At 62.3% G+C, this 17976-nt stretch carries 20 protein-coding genes and 1 pseudogene; 8 read left to right on the top strand and 13 right to left on the bottom strand.

Translation table 11 applies throughout. The features are described 5' to 3' along the window. Positions 1 to 21: 21 nt before the first annotated feature. Genes JWR98_RS06490 through JWR98_RS06475 form a run of 4 tightly spaced genes read right to left on the bottom strand, consistent with a single transcriptional unit; the run spans position 22 to position 2719 of the window. A complete protein-coding gene (locus JWR98_RS06490) occupies positions 22 to 741 on the bottom strand; it encodes an alpha/beta hydrolase (RefSeq protein ID WP_205489558.1) in 720 nt (239 codons plus the stop codon). Positions 742 to 752: 11 nt separating this feature from the next. After that, the gene (gene cobF / locus JWR98_RS06485) at positions 753 to 1508 is read right to left on the bottom strand and encodes a precorrin-6A synthase (deacetylating) (RefSeq protein WP_078732794.1); all 756 of its coding nucleotides are present in this window, start codon (positions 1506 to 1508) and stop codon (positions 753 to 755) included. A 45-nt stretch (positions 1509 to 1553) separates the two neighbouring features. After that, a complete protein-coding gene (locus JWR98_RS06480; RefSeq protein ID WP_078732793.1) occupies positions 1554 to 2108 on the bottom strand; it encodes a histidine phosphatase family protein in 555 nt (184 codons plus the stop codon). A 53-nt stretch (positions 2109 to 2161) separates the two neighbouring features. After that, a complete protein-coding gene (locus JWR98_RS06475) occupies positions 2162 to 2719 on the bottom strand; it encodes a DUF4865 family protein (RefSeq protein WP_078732792.1) in 558 nt (185 codons plus the stop codon). Positions 2720 to 2812: 93 nt separating this feature from the next. Between JWR98_RS06475 and JWR98_RS06470 the strand changes: the two genes are divergently transcribed. Then, positions 2813 to 3685, top strand: a complete 873-nt coding sequence (locus JWR98_RS06470) for a LysR family transcriptional regulator (RefSeq protein WP_078732791.1) — start codon at positions 2813 to 2815, stop codon at positions 3683 to 3685. A gap of 86 nt (positions 3686 to 3771) precedes the next feature. Here the strand turns inward: JWR98_RS06470 and JWR98_RS06465 are convergent, their stop codons facing one another. Continuing rightward, positions 3772 to 4839, bottom strand: a complete 1068-nt coding sequence (locus tag JWR98_RS06465; protein ID WP_205489557.1) for an NAD(P)-dependent alcohol dehydrogenase — start codon at positions 4837 to 4839, stop codon at positions 3772 to 3774. 147 nt (positions 4840 to 4986) lie between these two features. Between JWR98_RS06465 and JWR98_RS06460 the strand changes: the two are divergent. The 3 genes and pseudogenes from JWR98_RS06460 (at position 4987) to JWR98_RS06450 (ending at position 8178) form a co-directional block, all read left to right on the top strand. Continuing rightward, positions 4987 to 5882, top strand: a pseudogene (locus tag JWR98_RS06460) (glyoxalase). Next, positions 5879 to 7270, top strand: coding sequence for an alginate export family protein (locus JWR98_RS06455; RefSeq protein WP_078732788.1), 1392 nt, complete (start codon positions 5879 to 5881; stop codon positions 7268 to 7270). The pseudogene JWR98_RS06460 and the gene JWR98_RS06455 overlap by 4 nt, the downstream one beginning before the upstream one ends. Before the next feature lie 89 nt (positions 7271 to 7359). Then, positions 7360 to 8178, top strand: coding sequence for an alpha/beta fold hydrolase (locus JWR98_RS06450; RefSeq protein WP_078732787.1), 819 nt, complete (start codon positions 7360 to 7362; stop codon positions 8176 to 8178). 54 nt (positions 8179 to 8232) lie between these two features. Here the strand turns inward: JWR98_RS06450 and JWR98_RS06445 are convergent, their stop codons facing one another. Further along, a complete protein-coding gene (locus JWR98_RS06445) occupies positions 8233 to 8619 on the bottom strand; it encodes a DoxX family protein (RefSeq protein WP_078732786.1) in 387 nt (128 codons plus the stop codon). A 78-nt stretch (positions 8620 to 8697) separates the two neighbouring features. Further along, a complete protein-coding gene (locus JWR98_RS06440) occupies positions 8698 to 9573 on the bottom strand; it encodes a LysR family transcriptional regulator (protein WP_078732785.1) in 876 nt (291 codons plus the stop codon). Between the two features lie 108 nt (positions 9574 to 9681). Here JWR98_RS06440 and JWR98_RS06435 point away from each other — a divergent pair, with 108 nt between their 5' ends. Next, positions 9682 to 10908 (top strand): YbfB/YjiJ family MFS transporter, encoded by a 1227-nt coding sequence (locus JWR98_RS06435; protein WP_205489556.1) that lies wholly within the window; start codon positions 9682 to 9684, stop codon positions 10906 to 10908. Beyond that, positions 10905 to 11903 (top strand): NAD(P)H-quinone oxidoreductase, encoded by a 999-nt coding sequence (locus JWR98_RS06430; protein ID WP_078732783.1) that lies wholly within the window; start codon positions 10905 to 10907, stop codon positions 11901 to 11903. Before JWR98_RS06435 ends, JWR98_RS06430 begins: the two co-directional genes overlap by 4 nt. Before the next feature lie 3 nt (positions 11904 to 11906). Here JWR98_RS06430 and JWR98_RS06425 read toward each other — a convergent pair whose 3' ends face one another. The 5 genes from JWR98_RS06425 to JWR98_RS06405 all read right to left on the bottom strand — a co-directional run bounded on the left by JWR98_RS06425 (position 11907) and on the right by JWR98_RS06405 (position 15069). Continuing rightward, the gene (locus JWR98_RS06425; protein ID WP_078732782.1) at positions 11907 to 12200 is read right to left on the bottom strand and encodes a type II toxin-antitoxin system RelE/ParE family toxin; all 294 of its coding nucleotides are present in this window, start codon (positions 12198 to 12200) and stop codon (positions 11907 to 11909) included. Continuing rightward, on the bottom strand, positions 12188 to 12460 hold the full coding sequence (locus JWR98_RS06420; protein ID WP_078732781.1) for a CopG family ribbon-helix-helix protein: 273 nt from the start codon (positions 12458 to 12460) through the stop codon (positions 12188 to 12190). The genes JWR98_RS06425 and JWR98_RS06420 overlap by 13 nt, the downstream gene beginning before the upstream one ends. Positions 12461 to 12563: 103 nt before the next feature. Continuing rightward, on the bottom strand, positions 12564 to 13691 hold the full coding sequence (locus tag JWR98_RS06415; RefSeq protein WP_205489555.1) for an alkene reductase: 1128 nt from the start codon (positions 13689 to 13691) through the stop codon (positions 12564 to 12566). Positions 13692 to 13767: 76 nt separating this feature from the next. Beyond that, positions 13768 to 14445, bottom strand: coding sequence for a type 1 glutamine amidotransferase domain-containing protein (locus tag JWR98_RS06410; protein WP_003173391.1), 678 nt, complete (start codon positions 14443 to 14445; stop codon positions 13768 to 13770). A gap of 15 nt (positions 14446 to 14460) precedes the next feature. Next, positions 14461 to 15069 carry a TetR/AcrR family transcriptional regulator gene (locus tag JWR98_RS06405; protein ID WP_205489554.1) on the bottom strand — a complete coding sequence of 203 codons (609 nt, stop codon included), beginning with the start codon at positions 15067 to 15069 and terminating at the stop codon, positions 14461 to 14463. Between the two features lie 171 nt (positions 15070 to 15240). Between JWR98_RS06405 and JWR98_RS06400 the strand changes: the two genes are divergently transcribed. Continuing rightward, a complete protein-coding gene (locus JWR98_RS06400) occupies positions 15241 to 16185 on the top strand; it encodes a GlxA family transcriptional regulator (RefSeq protein ID WP_078732778.1) in 945 nt (314 codons plus the stop codon). Here the strand turns inward: JWR98_RS06400 and JWR98_RS06395 are convergent. Next, complete coding sequence (locus JWR98_RS06395; RefSeq protein ID WP_078732777.1) at positions 16163 to 16669, bottom strand: GNAT family N-acetyltransferase; 507 nt, start codon at positions 16667 to 16669, stop codon at positions 16163 to 16165. The genes JWR98_RS06400 and JWR98_RS06395 overlap by 23 nt on opposite strands. Positions 16670 to 16846: 177 nt before the next feature. On the opposite strand from JWR98_RS06395, the gene JWR98_RS06390 reads away from it, so the two are divergent. Beyond that, on the top strand, positions 16847 to 17722 hold the full coding sequence (locus JWR98_RS06390; protein ID WP_205489553.1) for an undecaprenyl-diphosphate phosphatase: 876 nt from the start codon (positions 16847 to 16849) through the stop codon (positions 17720 to 17722). Positions 17723 to 17976: the final 254 nt, after the last annotated feature.

Below are 17976 nucleotides of genomic sequence, written 5' to 3'. Positions count from 1 at the left end.
CCTCCCACATTTCAACCGTGCTCACTTCACATTCGATTCAAGCCAGGCCTTCAAGTCCTGCACTTCCGCCTCGCTGATGGTGTGGTTCATCCCTGGGTAAGCATGAAATTCCGGCTGCAACCCCAACCCCACCAACACTTCATTCGCCCGCGTCGCCGACACATACGGCAGTGCCTGATCCAGGGTGCCGTGGCCGATAAAGATCGCCAGTTTGCCCAAGCGCTGGTCGGGCTTGAGCTCAGCCTTGAGCACCGGCAGCACACTACCACTCAGCGCCGCAATACCGCGCACCAGCTGCGGGTCACGCAAGGCAACCTCGTAGGACATGATCGCACCCTGGCTGAAGCCCACCAGGAATACCCGGTCAGGCTGGGTGTGATACTTGGCGCTGGCTTTGCCGATAAAATCCTTGATCAGCTTGGCGCTGCTCTGCAAATCAGCGGTCACACCATCGTAATCGCCGTCACCCGGCGTCTTGGTAAACCAGCGAAAGCCATTCGGTTGCACCGGCGTCGGCGCGCGGACCGACAGGTACGTCCAGGTGGAGGGCAATGCGTCCTTGATGTCGAACAGGTCTTCCTCATTACTGCCGAACCCGTGCAAAAAGATCACCAGCGGCTCGTTGCGCGCGTCGCTTTGGGTCTGTTCCAGGTACGCGAGTGGCAAATCGGTGTGCAACTCGGAATCAGCGTGGGCAACGCCGGCCACCAGGGCCAGCGCGAGGGCAAGGCGTTTGAACATGGGACGCGACCTCAGGGTTTGCGCAACAAATAAGTGTCCATGATCCAGCCATTGGCCAGGCGCGCGGCCTTGCGCACCCGTTGGATATCGTCAGCCACTTCGCTGACCTTGCCGCTGATCAGGATCTCGTCCGGCGTGCCCAGGTAGGCGCCCCAGTAAATATCCAGGTCCTGATCGGCCACCGTGCGGTAGGAGTCTTCAGCGTCGAGCATGACCACCAGGGTATCGGCATCACTGGCCTGCCCCGCCGCCAGGCGGCGGCCGGTGGTGATCTCGACGGACTTGCCGATACGGTTCAACGCCACCTTATGCTGGGCGGCCAGGGCCTGCACGCTGGTGATGCCGGGGATCACTTCAAACTCAAATGCACAACGGCCACTGGCCAGGATCGCCTTAAGGATGCGGATAGTGCTGTCGTACAGCGCCGGGTCGCCCCAGGCCAGGAACGCGCCCACCTCCCCGTCGACCATTTCCTCGTTGATCATGCGTTCGAAGGTAGCTTGCTTATCACGGTTGAGGTCCTGCACGGCGGTGGTGTAGTCGATCTCACCGCGCTCACGCTCCGGGCAATCGGCCTCGACAAAACGGTAGCCGGGCTCGGTGATATAGGTTTCACAGATCTCGCGCCGCAGGTCGATCAGTTTGTCTTTGCTCTGGCCCTTGTCCATCAGGAAAAACACGTCGGTGCGGTTCAGCGCCTTCACGGCCTGCATCGTGATGTAGTCAGGGTTGCCGGCGCCAATGCCAATGATCAGGATGCGTTTCATGGGTTGCTCTTATTGCGGGGCGTGGATTTTGCCATGTTCACCTACTCAGGCGTGAGTTTCCAGGCGCAGGCGCCATACGTCGTTGAAGCGCAATTGGGTTGCCGACAGCGGCTCGACGTCGATCCGGTAAAACATCGAGACCGGGAACTGCATGACGTACAGCAGCGCGGCGCGGATCACAAAGGGGTGGGTGATGGCCACGACATGGCCAGGCTGGGCTTCGACGGATTTGATCCACTGCGCCACCCGCGCGCACACCTGATCGACCGACTCGCCGCCATGGGGCGCGCGGGAGCTGTCGGTACGCCAAGCGGTCAATTCGTCGCTATCAAGCTGGCCGATAGCCTGGCCTTTCCAGGTGCCAACATCACCGTCACGCAGGGCATCGTCGATCACTGGATGTGCGCCAAACAACCCTGCGGTCTGCCGCGTACGCGCTTCCGGACCACACAGCAGACGCGGGGTTTTCTTGTACTGTCCGGCCAGGGACAACGCTGCGCCTTGCCAATCCATCACCACCGACTCGTCATCGGGAAAACGCCCCTGTTTTTGCAGGGGCGTAACGGCGTGACAGATGAGGGTCAAACGGGTGGCTTGCATCGTGGATCGCTGATACGCAGAGGTCGAGACCACCAAGACTGGCGCAGTTGGCCTTATGACGCAACGCCTTGGGCCAGATAGAGCACTTGGTAACCGGTGCCCGGATGGCCAGGATCCAGAGCGTGGCTCGATAAAGTGATCCGCACCAGGCGCCATGCCTGCACGTCCAAGGCCAGGAACACCGCGAACGTGTCGCTGCTATCGGCCAACTGCCGATTGCGGCGTTTCTCTTCGACCAGCCTTGCCAACCGGTCAGCCCCCGGTTCCAGCGCCCACTCCTCGCGATACAGGCTCAACGCACTCTGCGCCGGGCCGCGCAGAACATCCAACGGCAACCAGCTCTCAATGTCGGGCCGACCAAAGCTGTCGAGCACCTTCTGAAAACGCTCGCCGAGCAAGAAGTCAGCGGCCTGCAAAGGGTCGGACCATAGGTACACAGACGCATACAGATTGCCCACGCCCGGTGCTTGCCCACGCTCCTGGGCGATAAATGCCTTGAACAGCAACCCGTCGGTGCGATCCCACACTGGCCCCAATTGCGCGGCGCGGTGGCGTATCACGTCCATGTCATAGTCGGCAGGCAAGCGGTGTGAATACTGTTTGGCAAACATGAATCAGCTCCTGTGCAGATTGAGCCTCCAGCTTGCGCAGCGGCAATGATTTCAGAAAGATATCGCCGAATATAAGTGTGATAAACATCCAATATGACTGATACCTCAAAACCCCTTGATATCGATACCGTCCAGGCGTTTGTGCTGGTGGCCGATTTCGCCAGTTTCACCCGTGTCGCCGAAGCCCTCGACACCTCTCAGGCGGCCATCAGTCTCAAGCTCAAGCGCCTGGAAGAACGCCTCGGTTATCGCTTGCTGGAGCGCACCCCACGACAGGTGCGGCTGTCGCCTCGGGGCGAGCTTTTTATCGTGGCCGCCCGTGCCCTGCTCAATGCCCACGAACGCGCCTTGGGCGATATGGGCAGCACAGCGCCCCGTCGTCTGGTGATCGGCATCAGTGACCATGTGGCCGGACCGGACTTGCCGATCTGGCTCAGCCGCATGGCGGCCTATGACCCAATGGTGATCCTTGAAGTGCGCATTGCCTCGTCCCGCGACCTGATGGCCGCCTTCGACCGCAATGAGCTGGACGCGGTGATCGTGCGTAACGAGGGCGACCGCCAGGACGGCGAAGTGTTAGCCGTGGAGCGCTTTGGCTGGTTCGCCGCCCCTGCCTGGCAGCACAGCCCCGGTCAGCCACTGCGCATGGCGACCATGGCCGCGCCTTGCGGTGTACGCCACTTGGCGACACGCGCACTGGATACGGCGTGCATCGACTGGATCGAAGTGTTTGTCGGCGGCGGCGTCATGGCCGTGGGGGCCGCCGTCAGCGCCGGGCTCGGCGTGGCTGCCCTCGCCTACCGCGTGGCACCGGCAGGCGCGGTGGACGTCAGTGAGCAGTACGACTTGCCCCCGCTGCCGATGAGCGAAGTGGTGCTTTACAGCCGCATCAGTGATGGCCGTTCCAAGGACACATTGCGCGCATTGAGTGCGACGTTTCGCGGCGTGCTGCGCAATCCTTCATAGCGGCGGCAATTGGCGTGTGACGAAAAAAGGTGGGAGCGGCGCACCGCCGCTCACATTAGATCGTCAACGTTTCAGCAAGGCGTGTTTCACGCCGCGTGGCGTTCCTTTTTCAAACTCTGCATATCAATCACGAACCGATACTTCACATCGCCCTTGAGCATCCGCTCATACGCCTCGTTGATGCTCTGGATATCAATCATCTCCACGTCGGAGACGATCCCGTGTTCGGCACAGAAGTCGAGCATGTCCTGGGTTTCCTGGATGCCACCGATCAACGAACCGGCCAGGCTGCGGCGCTTGAAAATCAGGTTGAACACCGTCGGCGACGGGTGCGGGCTGTCGGGGGCGCCGACCAGGGTCATGGTGCCGTCGCGCTTGAGCAGGTTGAGGAACGCATCGAGGTCATGCGGCGCGGCGACGGTGTTGAGGATGAAGTCCAGGCTGTTGGCGACGGCCGCCATTTCATCGGCATTCCTGGACACCACCACCTGGTCGGCGCCCAGGCGCAGGCCGCCTTCGCGTTTGTTCGGCGACGTGGTGAACAACGTAACGTGCGCACCCATGGCGTGGGCGATCTTCACCGCCATGTGCCCCAAGCCACCGAGGCCGACCACACCGACCTTCTTGCCAGGCCCGACCTGCCAGTGATGCAGCGGCGAATAGGTGGTAATGCCGGCGCACAGCAGCGGGGCCACGGCGGCCAGGTTGGCCGCGTCGTGGGAGATGCGCAGCACGAATTTTTCCTTGACCACGATGTTGTCCGAGTAGCCGCCGAAGGTGTTTTCACCGCCGAATACCGGGCCGTTGTAGGTGCCGGTAAAGCCGTTCTCGCAGTACTGCTCTTCGCCCTCGGCGCAGGACGCGCACTGCTGGCAACTGTCGACCATACAACCGACGCCGGCCAGGTCGCCGACTTTGAAGGCCTTCACATTGGCGCCTACCGCCGTGACGCGGCCGACGATTTCATGACCGGGTACCGACGGGTAAAGGGTGTTGTTCCACTCGTTGCGCGCGGTGTGCAGGTCGGAGTGGCACACGCCGCAATAAAGAATGTCGATCTGCACATCGTCCGCCCCCGGCGCGCGGCGCTCGAAGGTAAAGGGTTTGAGTGAGTCCTTGGCGTTCTGGGCGGCATAGCTGTAAGTCTTGGCCATTTCGTTCACCTGTGTGATCTGACGTTGAGAGTCAATCGACCAGCATAGACGCTGAATCGTTCAACCGAGCACGTCCATACAATTCCCACCTCGCCCCTGCCCCTAACCTCACGGCTTTCTATCCCGTAGAAGCGCTGGAGAATGGGCATGCGTAACAAAGCAATCAAGGTATCCGTGGCATTGACGCTGCTGGCGAGCGCAATGATGGGCAATGCCTTCGCGGCAACCCCGAGCGTGGCCGTGGCGCCGCAATATGACACCAGCCATGTGTATGTCGCCCCGGCGGATGTGGACCGTTTCGCTCAAAGTTTCCTCGCCACCTTTGGCGGCAGGAGCACGGCCCAGGTGGTGGTGAATGTGCTGCCGGTGCCGAGCAGCACCACTTCGCAATTGCTGCAGACGCCGGCGGGCACGGTGTCGCTGTTCGGCTTCACCACGCCGATTCCGCATCCGTTCGGCCAGGAACGCAACGGCTACCTGGTCAAGGACATGGACGTCGCGCTCAAGGCCGCCCGCGAAAACGGCGCGGCGGTGATCGTCAGCGACTTCCCGGACCCCATCGGCCGTGACGCGGTAGTGCAATGGCCGGGCGGCGTGAACATGCAGCTCTACTGGCACACCAAGACCCCGGACTATGCGGCCTTCCAGACCGTGCCGGAAAACCGCGTATACCTCAGCGCCGAGCGGGCCGACGCGTTTATCAAAGGGTTCGTGGGCTTCTCCCACGGCAAAGTGCTGACCGATGACAAGCATGCGCCGGGCATCGACGTGGGCCAAGCCAACGGCACCTACCGGCGTGTCGATATCGAGTCGCCGTTCGGGCGCATGGCGGTGCTGGTCACCAACGGCCAGTTGCCCTATCCCTTCGGCCACGAAACCACCGGCTACCAAGTGGCGACCTGAGCGCCACGCTGGGCAAAGCCACCGGCTCCGGTGCCACAGTGCTCGTGCCGGCGTTCGACAGCAAAGGCCGTCGCAGCGCGTTGGTTGAGTTCCCCGGCGGTTACGTCGCGGAAATTCACCAACTCAACGCCGCAAAATGATGCGTCGCACAGGCTGGAGCCTGGCCGTGCTGTGGCCGCTGCTCGCTGGCAGCGTCCACGCCGACGAGCAACCGACGCGGCCGGCCATCAAGGCCAATCGCTGGCAGGAAGACTGGTCCGTACTGCAGAACCCGGCGCTGCGCACGCAAGCGCTGGACAACCTCAAGTACATCCCGTTGTCAGGCGCCAACCCGTACACCTACCTGTCGCTCGGGGCGACCTTGCGTGAACGTTTCGAGATGAACGACGCCAGTGGCTTCGGGGTGAAGGACGTGAAGCGTGATCGCTACCTGATCCAGCGTTTCCAGGTACACGCCGACCTGCATCTGAACGAACACTGGCGGGTGTTCACCCAGCTGGAAGATGTGCGGGCGTATGACAAGACCACCATCGGCGGTGCCGACCAGAACCGCGTCGACCTGCGTCTGGCCTTTGCCGAGTACGTCAACACCTTCGACAGCGGCACGTTCAAGGCACGGGCCGGGCGCCAGGACTTTGCCTTCGACTTGCAGCGCTTCATCTCCTCGCGGGACGGCCCGAATGTGCGGCAGTCGTTCGATGCGCTGTGGGCCGACTGGGAGACCACGAACTGGCGCTTCATCGGCATCGCCAGCCAGCCGGTGCAGTACCAGGACGGTCGGCATTTCGACGACAAGTCCAATAGCGACGCGCGCTTTCACATGGTGCGCGTCGAGCGGCTGGTGGGGGGGAAGAACGAGCTGTCGGCCTACTACGGCGTGTATGAGCGCAGCGCCGCGCATTATCTGGATGCCGACGGCGACGAGACCCGCCATCTGTTCGACGCACGCCTGGGTGGCGCGGCCCTGGGCTTTGACTGGGACATCGAAGCCATGCTGCAAAGCGGTTCGGTGGGCAGCAAGGATATTCGCGCCTGGGCCGGCGGCAGCCGCACCGGCTACACCTTCGACAGCCTGGCCTGGACACCGCGCATCGGCCTGCAACTGGACATCGCTTCCGGCGACCGCAGGACCGGCGACGGCACTGTTGGCACCTTCAACCCACTGTTCCCCAACGGCTACTATTTTTCGCTGGCGGGTTACACCGGCTACAGCAACCTGATCCACGTCAAACCGTCGATCACGGTAAAACCAATCGACAAACTCAGCGTGCAAACCGCCGTCGGCCTGTTATGGCGACAGACCACCAGCGACGCGGTGTACACCCAACCCAACCTGCCGGTGGCGGGAACCGCCGGCCAGGGCGATCGTTGGACCGGCGCCTACGCGCAACTGCGCACCGACTATGGGTTCACCTCCAACCTTACCGGCGCGGTCGAAGCGGTGCATTACGCAGTAGGACAAACCCTGCGTGATGCCGGCGGCGCGGACAGCAACTACCTGGGTGTCGAACTCAAGTTCAGTTGGTAGCCCCAAACAAGCACACCGGTACAAGCCACGAACCGGCTTAACGGCAATAGTGATCCCGCGTTTTACCCACCTCTATCAAGGAGTTTTGCATGAGCACATTCGTTGCCAAAGACGGTACCCAGATCTACTTCAAGGACTGGGGCAGCGGCAAGCCCGTGCTGTTCAGCCACGGCTGGCCGCTGGATGCCGACATGTGGGAATACCAGATGGAATACCTGAGCAGTCGCGGCTACCGCACCATCGCGTTCGACCGCCGTGGCTTTGGCCGTTCGGACCAGCCGTGGACCGGCAACGACTACAACACCTTCGCCGACGATATCGCGCAATTGATCGAACACCTGGACCTCAAGGACGTGACCCTGGTGGGCTTCTCCATGGGCGGTGGCGACGTGTCCCGCTACATTGCGCGCCACGGCAGCGCCCGCGTTGCCGGCCTGGTGCTGCTGGGTGCGGTGACGCCGATCTTCGGCCAGACCGCGGATTACCCGCAGGGCGTGCCGGCCGAAGTGTTCGCGGGTATCGAGGCGGGCCTGCTCAAGGACCGTGCGCAATTCATCTCAGACTTCAACACCCCGTTCTTCGGCCTCAACAAAGGTCAGGTGGTGTCCGAAGGCACCCTGAGCCAGACCCTGCAGATCGCCATGCTGGCCTCGCTCAAGTCGACGGTGGATTGCGTCACCGCGTTCTCCGCAACCGACTTCCGCCCGGACATGGCCAAGATCGACGTGCCAACCCTGGTGATCCATGGCGACGGCGACCAGATCGTGCCGTTCGAAACCACCGGCAAGGTGGCGGCCGAGATGATCAAGGGCGCCGAGTTGAAGGTCTACAAGGACGCGCCCCACGGGTTCGCTGTGACCCACGCCCAGGCATTGAATGAAGACCTGCTGGCGTTCCTGAACCGCTGAAACGCCTGAAACACCGCTCTCCTTATTTGGCCGGGCTTGCCCGGCCCTTTTTATTCAGGCAAACCGCCCGCCCAATGTGAAGCGCCCCGGCCCGGCGATCAGTACGCTGGTAAAGATGATCAGCAACAGCCAGCCGAACTGCCCTTCCAACAACGTCCACTCCGGATGCACTACCAGCATGGCGATCAGCAGCACCGCCAGGATCGGCAGACAGGCCAGGCGCACCAGCACACCGGCGACGATCAACACAGGGCACAGCACCTCGGCGAAAATCGCCAGCAACAAGGTCACGTGCGCGCCCAAGTGAAACGGGTCTTCGATCAGCTTCAGCTGTTCGCTGTAGTTGAGCACCTTGGGCAAGCCATGCACCCACAGCAGGAACAGCGCCCCGCTCGCCCGCAGGAACAACAGCCCCAGATCCTGGTGTTTTGATTCGTTCATATGCGCTCCCTGTTGGTGGTTATCGGTGTCGATTGTGTCCACCGAGGCGCATGCACGCTTGCAAGCCTGTGCTGACCTTCAGTCCCCCGTGCCGGCAAACGCCGCGACGATCTCATCGATCACCGCCCGCACCCGTGCGGTGTGGCGCAGGTCGGCGTGAGTCACCAGCCATACATCGTAGGGCAGCGGGCGCACACGCTCCGGCCACAGGCGCACCAGGCCGTCGCGTTCGCCGGTGTACACCGGGATCTCACCGATACCGAGCCCGGCCGCGATGGAGCGGCGCACCAACAGGCTGGAACTCAACGCCGCGACAATCCGCCCGCGCCCCAGGGGTTCGCTGACCAGGGTCAGGTCCTTGTGGGTTTGCAGGTAGGGTTGGTAGACCACCAGATCGTGGCCGTCGAACAGGCTGCCGGGTTCGGGGACGCCGTGGCGGTCGATATAGGCCTGGGCGGCAAACAGCCCGACTGGCCAGCAGGCGATGCGCCGGGCGATCAGGTCGGGGTTGTCGGGGCGGGTATTGCGCACGGCGATGTCGGCCTCGCGCTTGGCCAGGCTGAGAATCTGCGTGGAGGCGTCCAACTGCACGCGCACATCGGGGTGCTTGCCGTGCAGGCTGGCGATGGCCGGGATCAGGAAATCAATGGCCAGGGAGTCGGTGGTGCTGACCCGCACGGTGCCGGTCAGGCGATCGTCCAGGCCCTGGATCTGGCGCTCCAGATCGAGTGCCGAACGCTCCATTTTTTCCACCGAGTGCAACGCGGCTTCGCCTACGGCGGTCAGCGCGTAGCCTTCGCAAGTGCGCAGGAACAAGGTTGCGCTCAAGGATTTTTCCAAGGCATTGATCCGCCGCCCGACGGTGGCCTGATCCACTCCCAGCACCCGTGCTGCACCGCGCAATGTGGATTCGCGACACACCGCCAGAAAGACCCTCGCATCATCCCAATTCATGTCCGCTCCTGCTGCAAATATGCATCATCGTGCCGTGTAATCGCTGCATTATTGCACCTTCAATCGTGGATATGCTGGGCACCAGAAAAAATCCTCAGGATCGCCATCATGCACGACACCCACCCCCGCAGCGCCGTCTGGCTGCCGATCTTCGCCGGTTTGTGCGCCAGCCTGGTCAGCATCGGCCTGGCGCGCTTCGCCTATACCCCGTTGATTCCTTCATTGATCCAGGCGCAGTGGTTTTGCGCCAGCGACGTGGTGTACCTCGGCGCCGCCAACCTGATCGGTTACCTGATCGGCGCACTGATCGGTCGCCCCATCGCCCGGCGCACCTCCAACAAGAACACCCTGCGCCTGATGATGGTCGCGGTGACCCTGGCATTCTTTGCCTGTGGCTTCCCTTTGTCGGTGGCCTGGTTCTTCGGCTGGCGTCTGCTGTCGGGCATCGCCGGCGGCGCGATCATGGTGTTGGTGGCCGCCACCGTGCTGCCCCATGTCCCCGCTGCGCGCAGGGGCCTGGCCAGTGGTGCGATTTTCCTGGGCATCGGCTTGGGCATCGCCGGTTCGGGCACGCTGGTGCCGCCGCTGTTGAGCCTTGGCCTGCAGCAAACCTGGTTCGGCCTGGGCCTGCTGGCCGTGATACTGACGGCCGCCAGCTGGTTTGCCTGGCCTGGCGGCACGCTGCATGAAGCGCCCGCGCAGGCCGACGCTGGGTCGCCAACACCGGCGGGCGTATACCTGCTGTTTGCCCAGTACGCGTTCATGGCCGCGGGCCTGGTGCCGGCGATGGTGTTCCTGGTGGACTATGTGACCAGGGGCCTCGGTGCCGGGGCGCATGTGGGGGCGATGATCTGGGTGATGTACGGCCTGGGTTCGATTGCGGGGCCGGTGACCTACGGGTTTCTGGCGGACAAACTCGGCGCTCGCTTGAGTATCCGCCTGGTGCTGGTGGTGCAGGCCATCGCGGTGGGCGCGTTGTCGGTGTCGAGTCACTTAATGGCACTCGCCGCACTGGCGGTGATCCTCGGTTCGTTCCCGCCGGGCATCGTGCCGTTGGCGCTGGCACGGGTGCACGAGCTGATCCCCAACCATCACCAGCAACAAGTGGCCTGGAGCCGCGCGACCGTATCCTTTGCCACGTTCCAGGCGATTGCAGGCTTCGCCTATTCGGCGCTGTTCAATCTCAGTGGCGGTCAGCATGCTGTATTGTTCGTGATCGCCGCCGCGGCGATCGTGGTCGCGCTGGCCTTGGAACTGGGCATGCTCCTGCTGAACCGCCGGCCGCTCGATGCGGTCCCAACCCATACGCTCATCGCTGCAGGTACTCTCAAATGACGCTTCCCAAAGACATGACCCTGATTGAAATCACCGCTCCCGGTGGCCCGGAGGTGCTGCAACCGCGCCAGGTCGACGTACCGGTGGCCGGCCCCGGCGAGATCCTGATTCGCGTGCACGCCGCCGGGGTCAACCGCCCCGACGCGTTACAACGCGCCGGCAAATACCCGCTCAAACCCGGCATGAGCCCGTATCCTGGCCTTGAAGTGGCCGGTGAAGTGGTGGCGCTGGGCGACGGCGTGTCAACGTTCAACCTGGGTGACAAGGTATGCGCGCTGACCAACGGCGGCGGTTACGCACAGTACTGCGCCGTCCCCGCCGGCCAGGTACTGCCGATCCCCGAGGGCATGGACTGGATCCAGGCCGCCGCCGTGCCCGAAACCTTCTTTACCGTATGGACCAACCTGTTCGGCCTCGGTGACGCACACACCGGCCAGCGCGTGCTGATCCACGGCGGCACCAGTGGCATCGGCACCACCGCGCTGATGCTGTGCCGCGAGTTCGGCATCCAGGCTTTCGCCACCGCCGGCAGCGCCGACAAATGCGCAGCCATTGCCACGTTGGGTGGCGAACCGATCAATTACCGCGAGCAGGATTTTGCCCAGGTGATCGCCGAGCAGACCCACGATCAGGGCGTGGATGTGATCCTCGACATCATGGGTGGCTCCTACCTCAACAACAACCTCAAGGCCCTGGCCATGGACGGGCATCTGGTGATACTGGGTTTCCTTGGCGGCGCGAGGGCCAATGATGTCGACCTGCTGACCATCCTCGGCAAGCGCGCGGTAATCACAGGCTCACTGCTGCGTCCGCGCACTGGCGAAGAAAAAGCCGCGATTGCCGAACAGCTGCGCGAGTACATCTGGCCGGTGCTGGCGGCGGGTCGCTGCCTGCCGATCATCGACAAGGTGTACGACTACACCGACGCCGCCCAGGCTCATGCGCGGATGGAGGGTGGGGATCATATCGGCAAGATTGTGTTGCGAGTGGTGTGATAGTCAGTATCCCGCTTCTCTCTGATGCCGGAAGGCCAACACATAAACGGCCGACTCGGAAGGGTTGAAGCGGTATAACGCTACGTAGCCTGCATCGCCAAAGGCGATAACAAGTTCGCGTAATTCGGGTAACTGATCAAAGGGCCGGCCAATATTGGGGTCAGCTTCCAGGCGCACCAACTGGTTACTTATGATCTGAGCGGCTCTGCGTGCCACCTGCCGGTCCTTTTCCACTAGAAAACGCCGGCAGCGTTCCAGGCCGGCCAGCGCCGTTGCCGTCATGATCAGTCGTGGCACTTGGGCTGCTCCGACTCTTGCTCGGTTCCCCACGTATCAAGCCACGCTCTGGTCTCGGCACCAGTCAAGTGCTGGCCTGTTTCCTGATAGTTTTTCCAGGACGACAATGCCTCCTGTTTGAAGCTTTCACGTGCTTCTTCTCTTTCAACATACTGAGAGAGCGCTTCTCGCATGATCCAATGAGCGGTGCGCTGGCGGGCACCGGCCAACTGCTGGATGCGATGTTTCAAATCATCATCGATTTTTATAGACGTGGCCATGATACGAACCCTCGATTATCAAAAGGTATTACCTTTTAATAAGGTAGCAATCGCATCCTGGCCTGTCCATTTTGACCGCCGAGACCCGACGAAGGGAACTCGCCTAAGGACGGGCATACGCAGGATAGTCGGTATACCCCACCTCACCCCCACCATACATCCCCTCTTCGCGCAGCGGGTTCAACGGCCAGCCATTGAACAGCCGCTGCGGCAGGTCCGGGTTGGCAATGAACGGCCGCCCGAATGCGATCAAGTCCGCCAGCCCGGCCTCCACCAGTTTGGCACCGCGCTCGGCGGTGTAACCCCCGGCATAGATGATGCGCCCATTGAAGGTGCTGCGTACGGCTTCACGGAAGCTGTCGGGCAACACGGGAGCGTTGTCCCAGTCGGCCTCGGCGATGGAGACATAGGCGATGCCCGACGCTTCCAGCACTTTGATCGCTTCGATATAGGTGTGGTGCGGGTCTTCTTCCACCAGACCAATGTAGACGCGGTCCTCGTCGGTGCCGCTGAACAACGGTGAAAAGCGCACACCGAGGCGTTCCGGCCCGACCACCTTGCATACCGCCTCGACGATCTCGCGCAGAAAGCGCAGGCGGTTGTCCAGGGAGCCGCCGTATTCATCGTCACGGTTGTTGGAATGAGCCGAGATGAACTGGTTGACCAGGTAACCGTTGGCCGCGTGGATTTCGACCCCGTCGAACCCGGCGTCCAGCGCATTGCGCGCGGCCTGGGCGTAAAACCCGACCAACTCTTCGATCTCCAGCGCGGCCAAGGCACGCGGTACCGGAGGCTGCATCAACGCACCGGCGCCAGGCGCAGTTTCGATGAAGGCCTTGGCCTGCAACGCCTGCAATGCAGAAGGTGCCACCGGCGCGGCGCCGCCGGGCTGCAAGGCGTTATGCGACACCCGCCCCACATGCCACAACTGGGCGAAGATCACCCCACCCTCGGCATGCACCGCATCGGTGACCTTGCGCCAGCCATCGATCTGCGCCGGGGCGTAGATACCCGGTGTCCACGCATAACCCTGGCCACGCGGCTCGATCTGCGTGCCCTCGCTGACCATGAAACCTGCGCCGGCGCGCTGGCGGTAATACTCGGCCATCAGTTCGGTGGCGATATCACCGGGTTGGGCACTGCGCTGACGGGTCAACGGTGGCAACACCACGCGGTTGTTCAGGGTATGGTGGCCCAGTTTTATCGGGGTATTCAAAATGCGGTCATTCATGGGGATATACCAAATTCAGGGCGAGCAAAAGCATTGGCGACTCTTGAGTCGCCAATGAATGGAGCGGTCAGTTAATTCAAGCGGTGAGTTTCAGCAGGGCCTTGGCCGCCTCGCTGGAGCTGCCGGGGTTCTGCCCGGTGACCAGCGAACCATCGACGATCACGAAGGACTGCCAGTCGGCGCCCTTCTCATACTTGCCACCCAACTGCTTGAATTCATCTTCAATCAGGAACGGCACCACCTGCGTCAGGCCGACAGCTTCTTCTTCCGAATTGGAGAACCCGGTGACGCGGCGGCCCTTGATCAACGGCTCACCGTTGATCGCCTTGACGTGACGCAAGGCGCCCGGCGCATGGCAGACAAAACCAACTGGCTTGCCGGCCCGTTCGAAGGCCTCGATCAGCGCGATGGACACCGGCGACTCCGCCAGGTCCCACAGCGGGCCGTGGCCGCCTGGGTAGAACACAGTGTCGAAGTCATCAGCGTTGACTGTGTCCAGCTTCACCGTGGTGGCCAGGGCCTGCTGGGCGGCCGGGTCCTTGCCAAAGCGCTCAGTCTGCTCGGTTTGCGCATCCGGCTCATCGCTCTTGGGGTCCAACGGCGGCTGGCCACCGGCCGGGGATGCCAGGACAACCTCGGCACCGGCGTCCTTGAACGCGTAATAGGGTGCGGCAAACTCTTCGAGCCAGAAGCCGGTCTTGCGCCCGGTATCGCCAAGCTGGTCGTGAGAGGTCAGTACCATTAATACTTTCATGTTCCAGTGCCTCGATCAGTGAATGTCAGTGTGTTCAGGTTGACCCAACAGCTGTCGGGTCAGTCGCAGCGCCTCATCGAAAGGCGCGGACGTACGGGTGATCTTGCTCATCACACTGGCGCCCAGCCATAACGCGTAGAGCTGAGGGGCCAGGGTGCGCGGGCCGTGCTCCAGCACCAAGGAGCCATCTTCAACGCCGCACCGCAGGGACGTGGCGAGTAATTCGATGGTGCGTGACGTACCGCGCTGCAGCGCCAGGCGCATCGGCTCTGAAAGGTCAGACACCTCCGCACCCAATTTGACGGCAAGGCATTTGCCCGCGTCGGTGCAGCCGGTCTGGTTGTCGGTCCAGGCTTGCCAATAGCACATCAACTTGGCGCAGTGGCTCAGGCCCGGCGCGTCGAACAGTTGCTGCATGCCGTGCAGGTAGTTGTCGAAGTAGGTGTCGAGCAACACCACGCCGAACGCATCCTTGGAGCTGAAGTAGTGATAGAACGACCCCTTGGGCACCTCGGCGGCTTGAAGTATTTCGTTCAGGCCCACCGCAGAAAACCCCTTGCGGCCGACCAGGACTTGGGCCGTGTCGAGAATGGTCTGCCGTGCACTTTTGGTTTCGCTGTTCATGTTTCACCTGTCCGATTAGACCAGTCGTCTAGTTCGTTGAGGGAATCTTAGGGGCCGCGCCAAACGCTCACAATGTCAGATGCGCAAGGATTCCGGACACGCTCCGAAGTCGGTTGCCGTTTACCCGGCACCCGCCGACAATCCCTTCTCCCGCCGCCTTGGAGAATGACGATGCACAGCGTTGCGCTGATGGTTTACCCGAACTTTCAATCCCTGAGCCTCAGCCTGGGTTCGGTGTTCGAGTGCGCGAACCTGCTGCGCGGCGAGCCGGCCTATGAGTTTCACCTGGTGTCGGAAAGCGGCGGCGCGGTGATGACCTCCCAGGGTTTTTCGGTAAACACCTCAGCGGTTCGGGCCGAGGGCTATGACACACTGATCGTCAGCGGCTACCTGGAGTTTCGCCTGCCGGACGCCAACCTGCTGGAACTGGTCAAGGCCGCCTCGGCCCAATCACGCCGGGTCGCCTCGCTGTGCATGGGCATCTTTGTACTGGCCGAAGCCGGGTTGCTGGAAGGCAAGCGCACCACCACCCATTGGATTCACGCCCCGGCGTTCCGCAAGCGCTATCCGGCTATCCGCCTGGAAGAAGACAAACTGTTCGTGGTGGACGGCCAGGTGTGGACCGGCGCCGGCATGAGCGCCGGTGTCGATCTGGCGCTGGCCATGGTGGAGAACGACCTGGGCAGCGATTTGGCCCGACGCATTGCGCGCAAACTGGTGATCGCCCAGCGCCGGGGCAGCGAGCAGTCGCAATTGTCGGCGTTGCTGGAACTGGACCCCAAGTCCGACCGCGTGCAACTGGCCCTGGCCTACGCCCGCGAGAACCTGACGCACGACCTGTCGGTGGAAGCCCTGGCCGATGTCGCGCGGCTGAGCCCGCGCCAGTTCAGCCGGGTGTTCCGCGAAGAAACCGGGCAAACCCCGGCCAAGGCCATCGAAGCCCTGCGCGTGGAAGCCGCACGGACGATGATGGAAACCAGCCGTCATCCGGTGGAAGTGGTGGCTCGCGAAACCGGCTTTGGCGACCGCGAACGCATGCGCCAGGCGTTTCTACGCGCATTCGGGCAACCGCCGCAGGCGATGCAGCAGGCGTTTAATGCAGCGCCGCACGCGTGATCAGGTAACTCACCAACTGCGGCTCATCCTCAAGTTCAATCGTCTGCACCGGGCGCGGCAGGTTATCCAGTACCGTGCGCCAGAACGCCTGGGACACTTCGTCCTGATCATAAAAGCGCACCAGCCAATTGGCCTCGCCGCTGCACAGCACCTGGGTGGCGATGGCCCGGCCAATGCCTTTGCGGCGGTAGCGCTTGAGGATGAACAGGTCGGCCAGCTCCAGCGCGTCGATACCCGACACCTCACTGTCCTCGATCAACAGGAAGCCGGCGATAAAGCCATCCACCAGCAGCAGATTGGCGCTCCAGCGCGGGTCTTGCCAGTAGCGGGCCAGGTGGTCGTCGTGGATGTAGAAGCGGCCGTCGGCCTCGACATCTTCCTGCTCCCAGTCCGAGGACTCATAGGCGTAATACTGGTAAAGGTTGCGGATCAGTTGGGCCTCTTCAGGGCCGGTCTGAATCAGTTCGACAGTGGTTTCAGGCATGGGGCTCTCAGTGAAAAAACGCAGGGCGCCATTGTTCACAAATCGCCGGAACAGTCCAATACAGCGGCGAACCTTTCTATTGGCTGAACCGATTGCAAATAGCCGCGCGCCCTTGCCGAAGCGCTGAAACATTTCGAATAAACTTCGCCAAAATCCCCTTTCTCAAGGACACCTATTTTGACGAACGTCTGTTCCGCCGGCCTGGATGTGGGCTTTGCGTCCCTGGATTACCTGCAGATCTTCATCCTGGGAGTGATCCAGGGCATTACCGAATTGCTGCCGGTGTCCTCCACCGCCCACATGCGTGTGGTCCCCGCCCTGCTCGGCTGGCAAGACCCCGGCTCGGCGTTTTCGGCGGCGATGCAATTGGCGGCGCTGGCGGCGGTGGTGAGCTATTTCTGGCGCGATGTCCGCCAGGTGACCACGGGCAGCATCGGTGCGGTGCGCCGAGGTGACTATAACGACCGCTGGTTCAAGCTGGCGGTGGCGATCGTGCTGGCGACGATACCTATCTGCATCGCCGGCCTGGTGCTGTCTTCGACCTTGAACGCGTGCAACTCGCCGTTGCGCGGGCTGATGGTGATTGGCATTGCCTGTCTGGTGATGGCGGTATTGCTGGCGGCGGCCGAGTTGCGTGCGCGGCATACCCGCGAAGTGGGCCAGATGCGCCTGCGCGATGCATTGATCGTGGGTATCGCGCAGATTGGCGCGTTGATTCCTGGCGTATCACGTTCCGGCTCAACCTTGACCGCCGCGCTGTTCCTGAACTTCAAGCGCGAAGAAGCCGCACGTTTTTCGTTCCTGCTGGGGTTGCCCGCCATCGCGCTTGCCGGTTTGAAAGAACTGTGGGTGCTGCTGCACGCCGACTTGCCGCCCCACGCCTGGCCGCATCTGCTGTTCGGGCTGGTGGTGGCCAGCATCTCGGCGTTCTTTGCGATCTGGGGCCTGATGAAGTTTCTGGAGCGCTTTTCCACCTGGCCGTTCGTGATCTACCGGGCGCTGCTGGGGGGGGTTCTGATTGTGGCGGTAAGTACCGGGTTGCTGGCCGGGTAGTGATTGTGGTGAGCGGGCTTGCCCTGCGCGGGCATAGGTATCTACACATCTGGGATGCGACTTTGAACCCGTGGCGAGGGAGCTCGCTCCCGTGACGAATTGACGGGCGCCCGGTACTGATCTGATGCACTGCGGTCAAAATGTGGGAGGGGGCTTGCCCCCGATGACGGTGTGTCAGCTATAAATAAGCTGGCTGATCCACCGCTATCGGGGGCAAGCCCTCCCACATTTTGACGCTTACATGTCTTGCAACT

Origin of the sequence: Pseudomonas lactucae, from assembly GCF_016937615.1 — a bacterium.
Taxonomy (GTDB): domain Bacteria; phylum Pseudomonadota; class Gammaproteobacteria; order Pseudomonadales; family Pseudomonadaceae; genus Aquipseudomonas; species Aquipseudomonas lactucae.
The sequence above is the reverse complement of the archived record's forward strand: the minus strand, read 5'-3'. Positions and strand labels throughout refer to the sequence as shown.

Excerpts from the sequence above, each read along its gene's own strand:
- JWR98_RS06415 (WP_205489555.1), bottom strand. The coding sequence starts at position 13,691 with ATGAATGACCGCATTTTGAATACCCCGATAAAACTGGGCCACCATACC.
- JWR98_RS06455 (WP_078732788.1), top strand. The coding sequence starts at position 5,879 with ATGATGCGTCGCACAGGCTGGAGCCTGGCCGTGCTGTGGCCGCTGCTC.
- JWR98_RS06395 (WP_078732777.1), bottom strand. The coding sequence starts at position 16,669 with ATGCCTGAAACCACTGTCGAACTGATTCAGACCGGCCCTGAAGAGGCC.
- JWR98_RS06430 (WP_078732783.1), top strand. The coding sequence starts at position 10,905 with ATGACGCTTCCCAAAGACATGACCCTGATTGAAATCACCGCTCCCGGT.
- JWR98_RS06450 (WP_078732787.1), top strand. The coding sequence starts at position 7,360 with ATGAGCACATTCGTTGCCAAAGACGGTACCCAGATCTACTTCAAGGAC.
- JWR98_RS06400 (WP_078732778.1), top strand. The coding sequence starts at position 15,241 with ATGCACAGCGTTGCGCTGATGGTTTACCCGAACTTTCAATCCCTGAGC.
- cobF (WP_078732794.1), bottom strand. The coding sequence starts at position 1,508 with ATGAAACGCATCCTGATCATTGGCATTGGCGCCGGCAACCCTGACTAC.
- JWR98_RS06445 (WP_078732786.1), bottom strand. The coding sequence starts at position 8,619 with ATGAACGAATCAAAACACCAGGATCTGGGGCTGTTGTTCCTGCGGGCG.
- JWR98_RS06475 (WP_078732792.1), bottom strand. The coding sequence starts at position 2,719 with ATGTTTGCCAAACAGTATTCACACCGCTTGCCTGCCGACTATGACATG.
- JWR98_RS06470 (WP_078732791.1), top strand. The coding sequence starts at position 2,813 with ATGACTGATACCTCAAAACCCCTTGATATCGATACCGTCCAGGCGTTT.
- JWR98_RS06480 (WP_078732793.1), bottom strand. The coding sequence starts at position 2,108 with ATGCAAGCCACCCGTTTGACCCTCATCTGTCACGCCGTTACGCCCCTG.
- JWR98_RS06440 (WP_078732785.1), bottom strand. The coding sequence starts at position 9,573 with ATGAATTGGGATGATGCGAGGGTCTTTCTGGCGGTGTGTCGCGAATCC.
- JWR98_RS06420 (WP_078732781.1), bottom strand. The coding sequence starts at position 12,460 with ATGGCCACGTCTATAAAAATCGATGATGATTTGAAACATCGCATCCAG.
- JWR98_RS06490 (WP_205489558.1), bottom strand. The coding sequence starts at position 741 with ATGTTCAAACGCCTTGCCCTCGCGCTGGCCCTGGTGGCCGGCGTTGCC.
- JWR98_RS06410 (WP_003173391.1), bottom strand. The coding sequence starts at position 14,445 with ATGAAAGTATTAATGGTACTGACCTCTCACGACCAGCTTGGCGATACC.
- JWR98_RS06435 (WP_205489556.1), top strand. The coding sequence starts at position 9,682 with ATGCACGACACCCACCCCCGCAGCGCCGTCTGGCTGCCGATCTTCGCC.
- JWR98_RS06465 (WP_205489557.1), bottom strand. The coding sequence starts at position 4,839 with ATGGCCAAGACTTACAGCTATGCCGCCCAGAACGCCAAGGACTCACTC.
- JWR98_RS06405 (WP_205489554.1), bottom strand. The coding sequence starts at position 15,069 with ATGAACAGCGAAACCAAAAGTGCACGGCAGACCATTCTCGACACGGCC.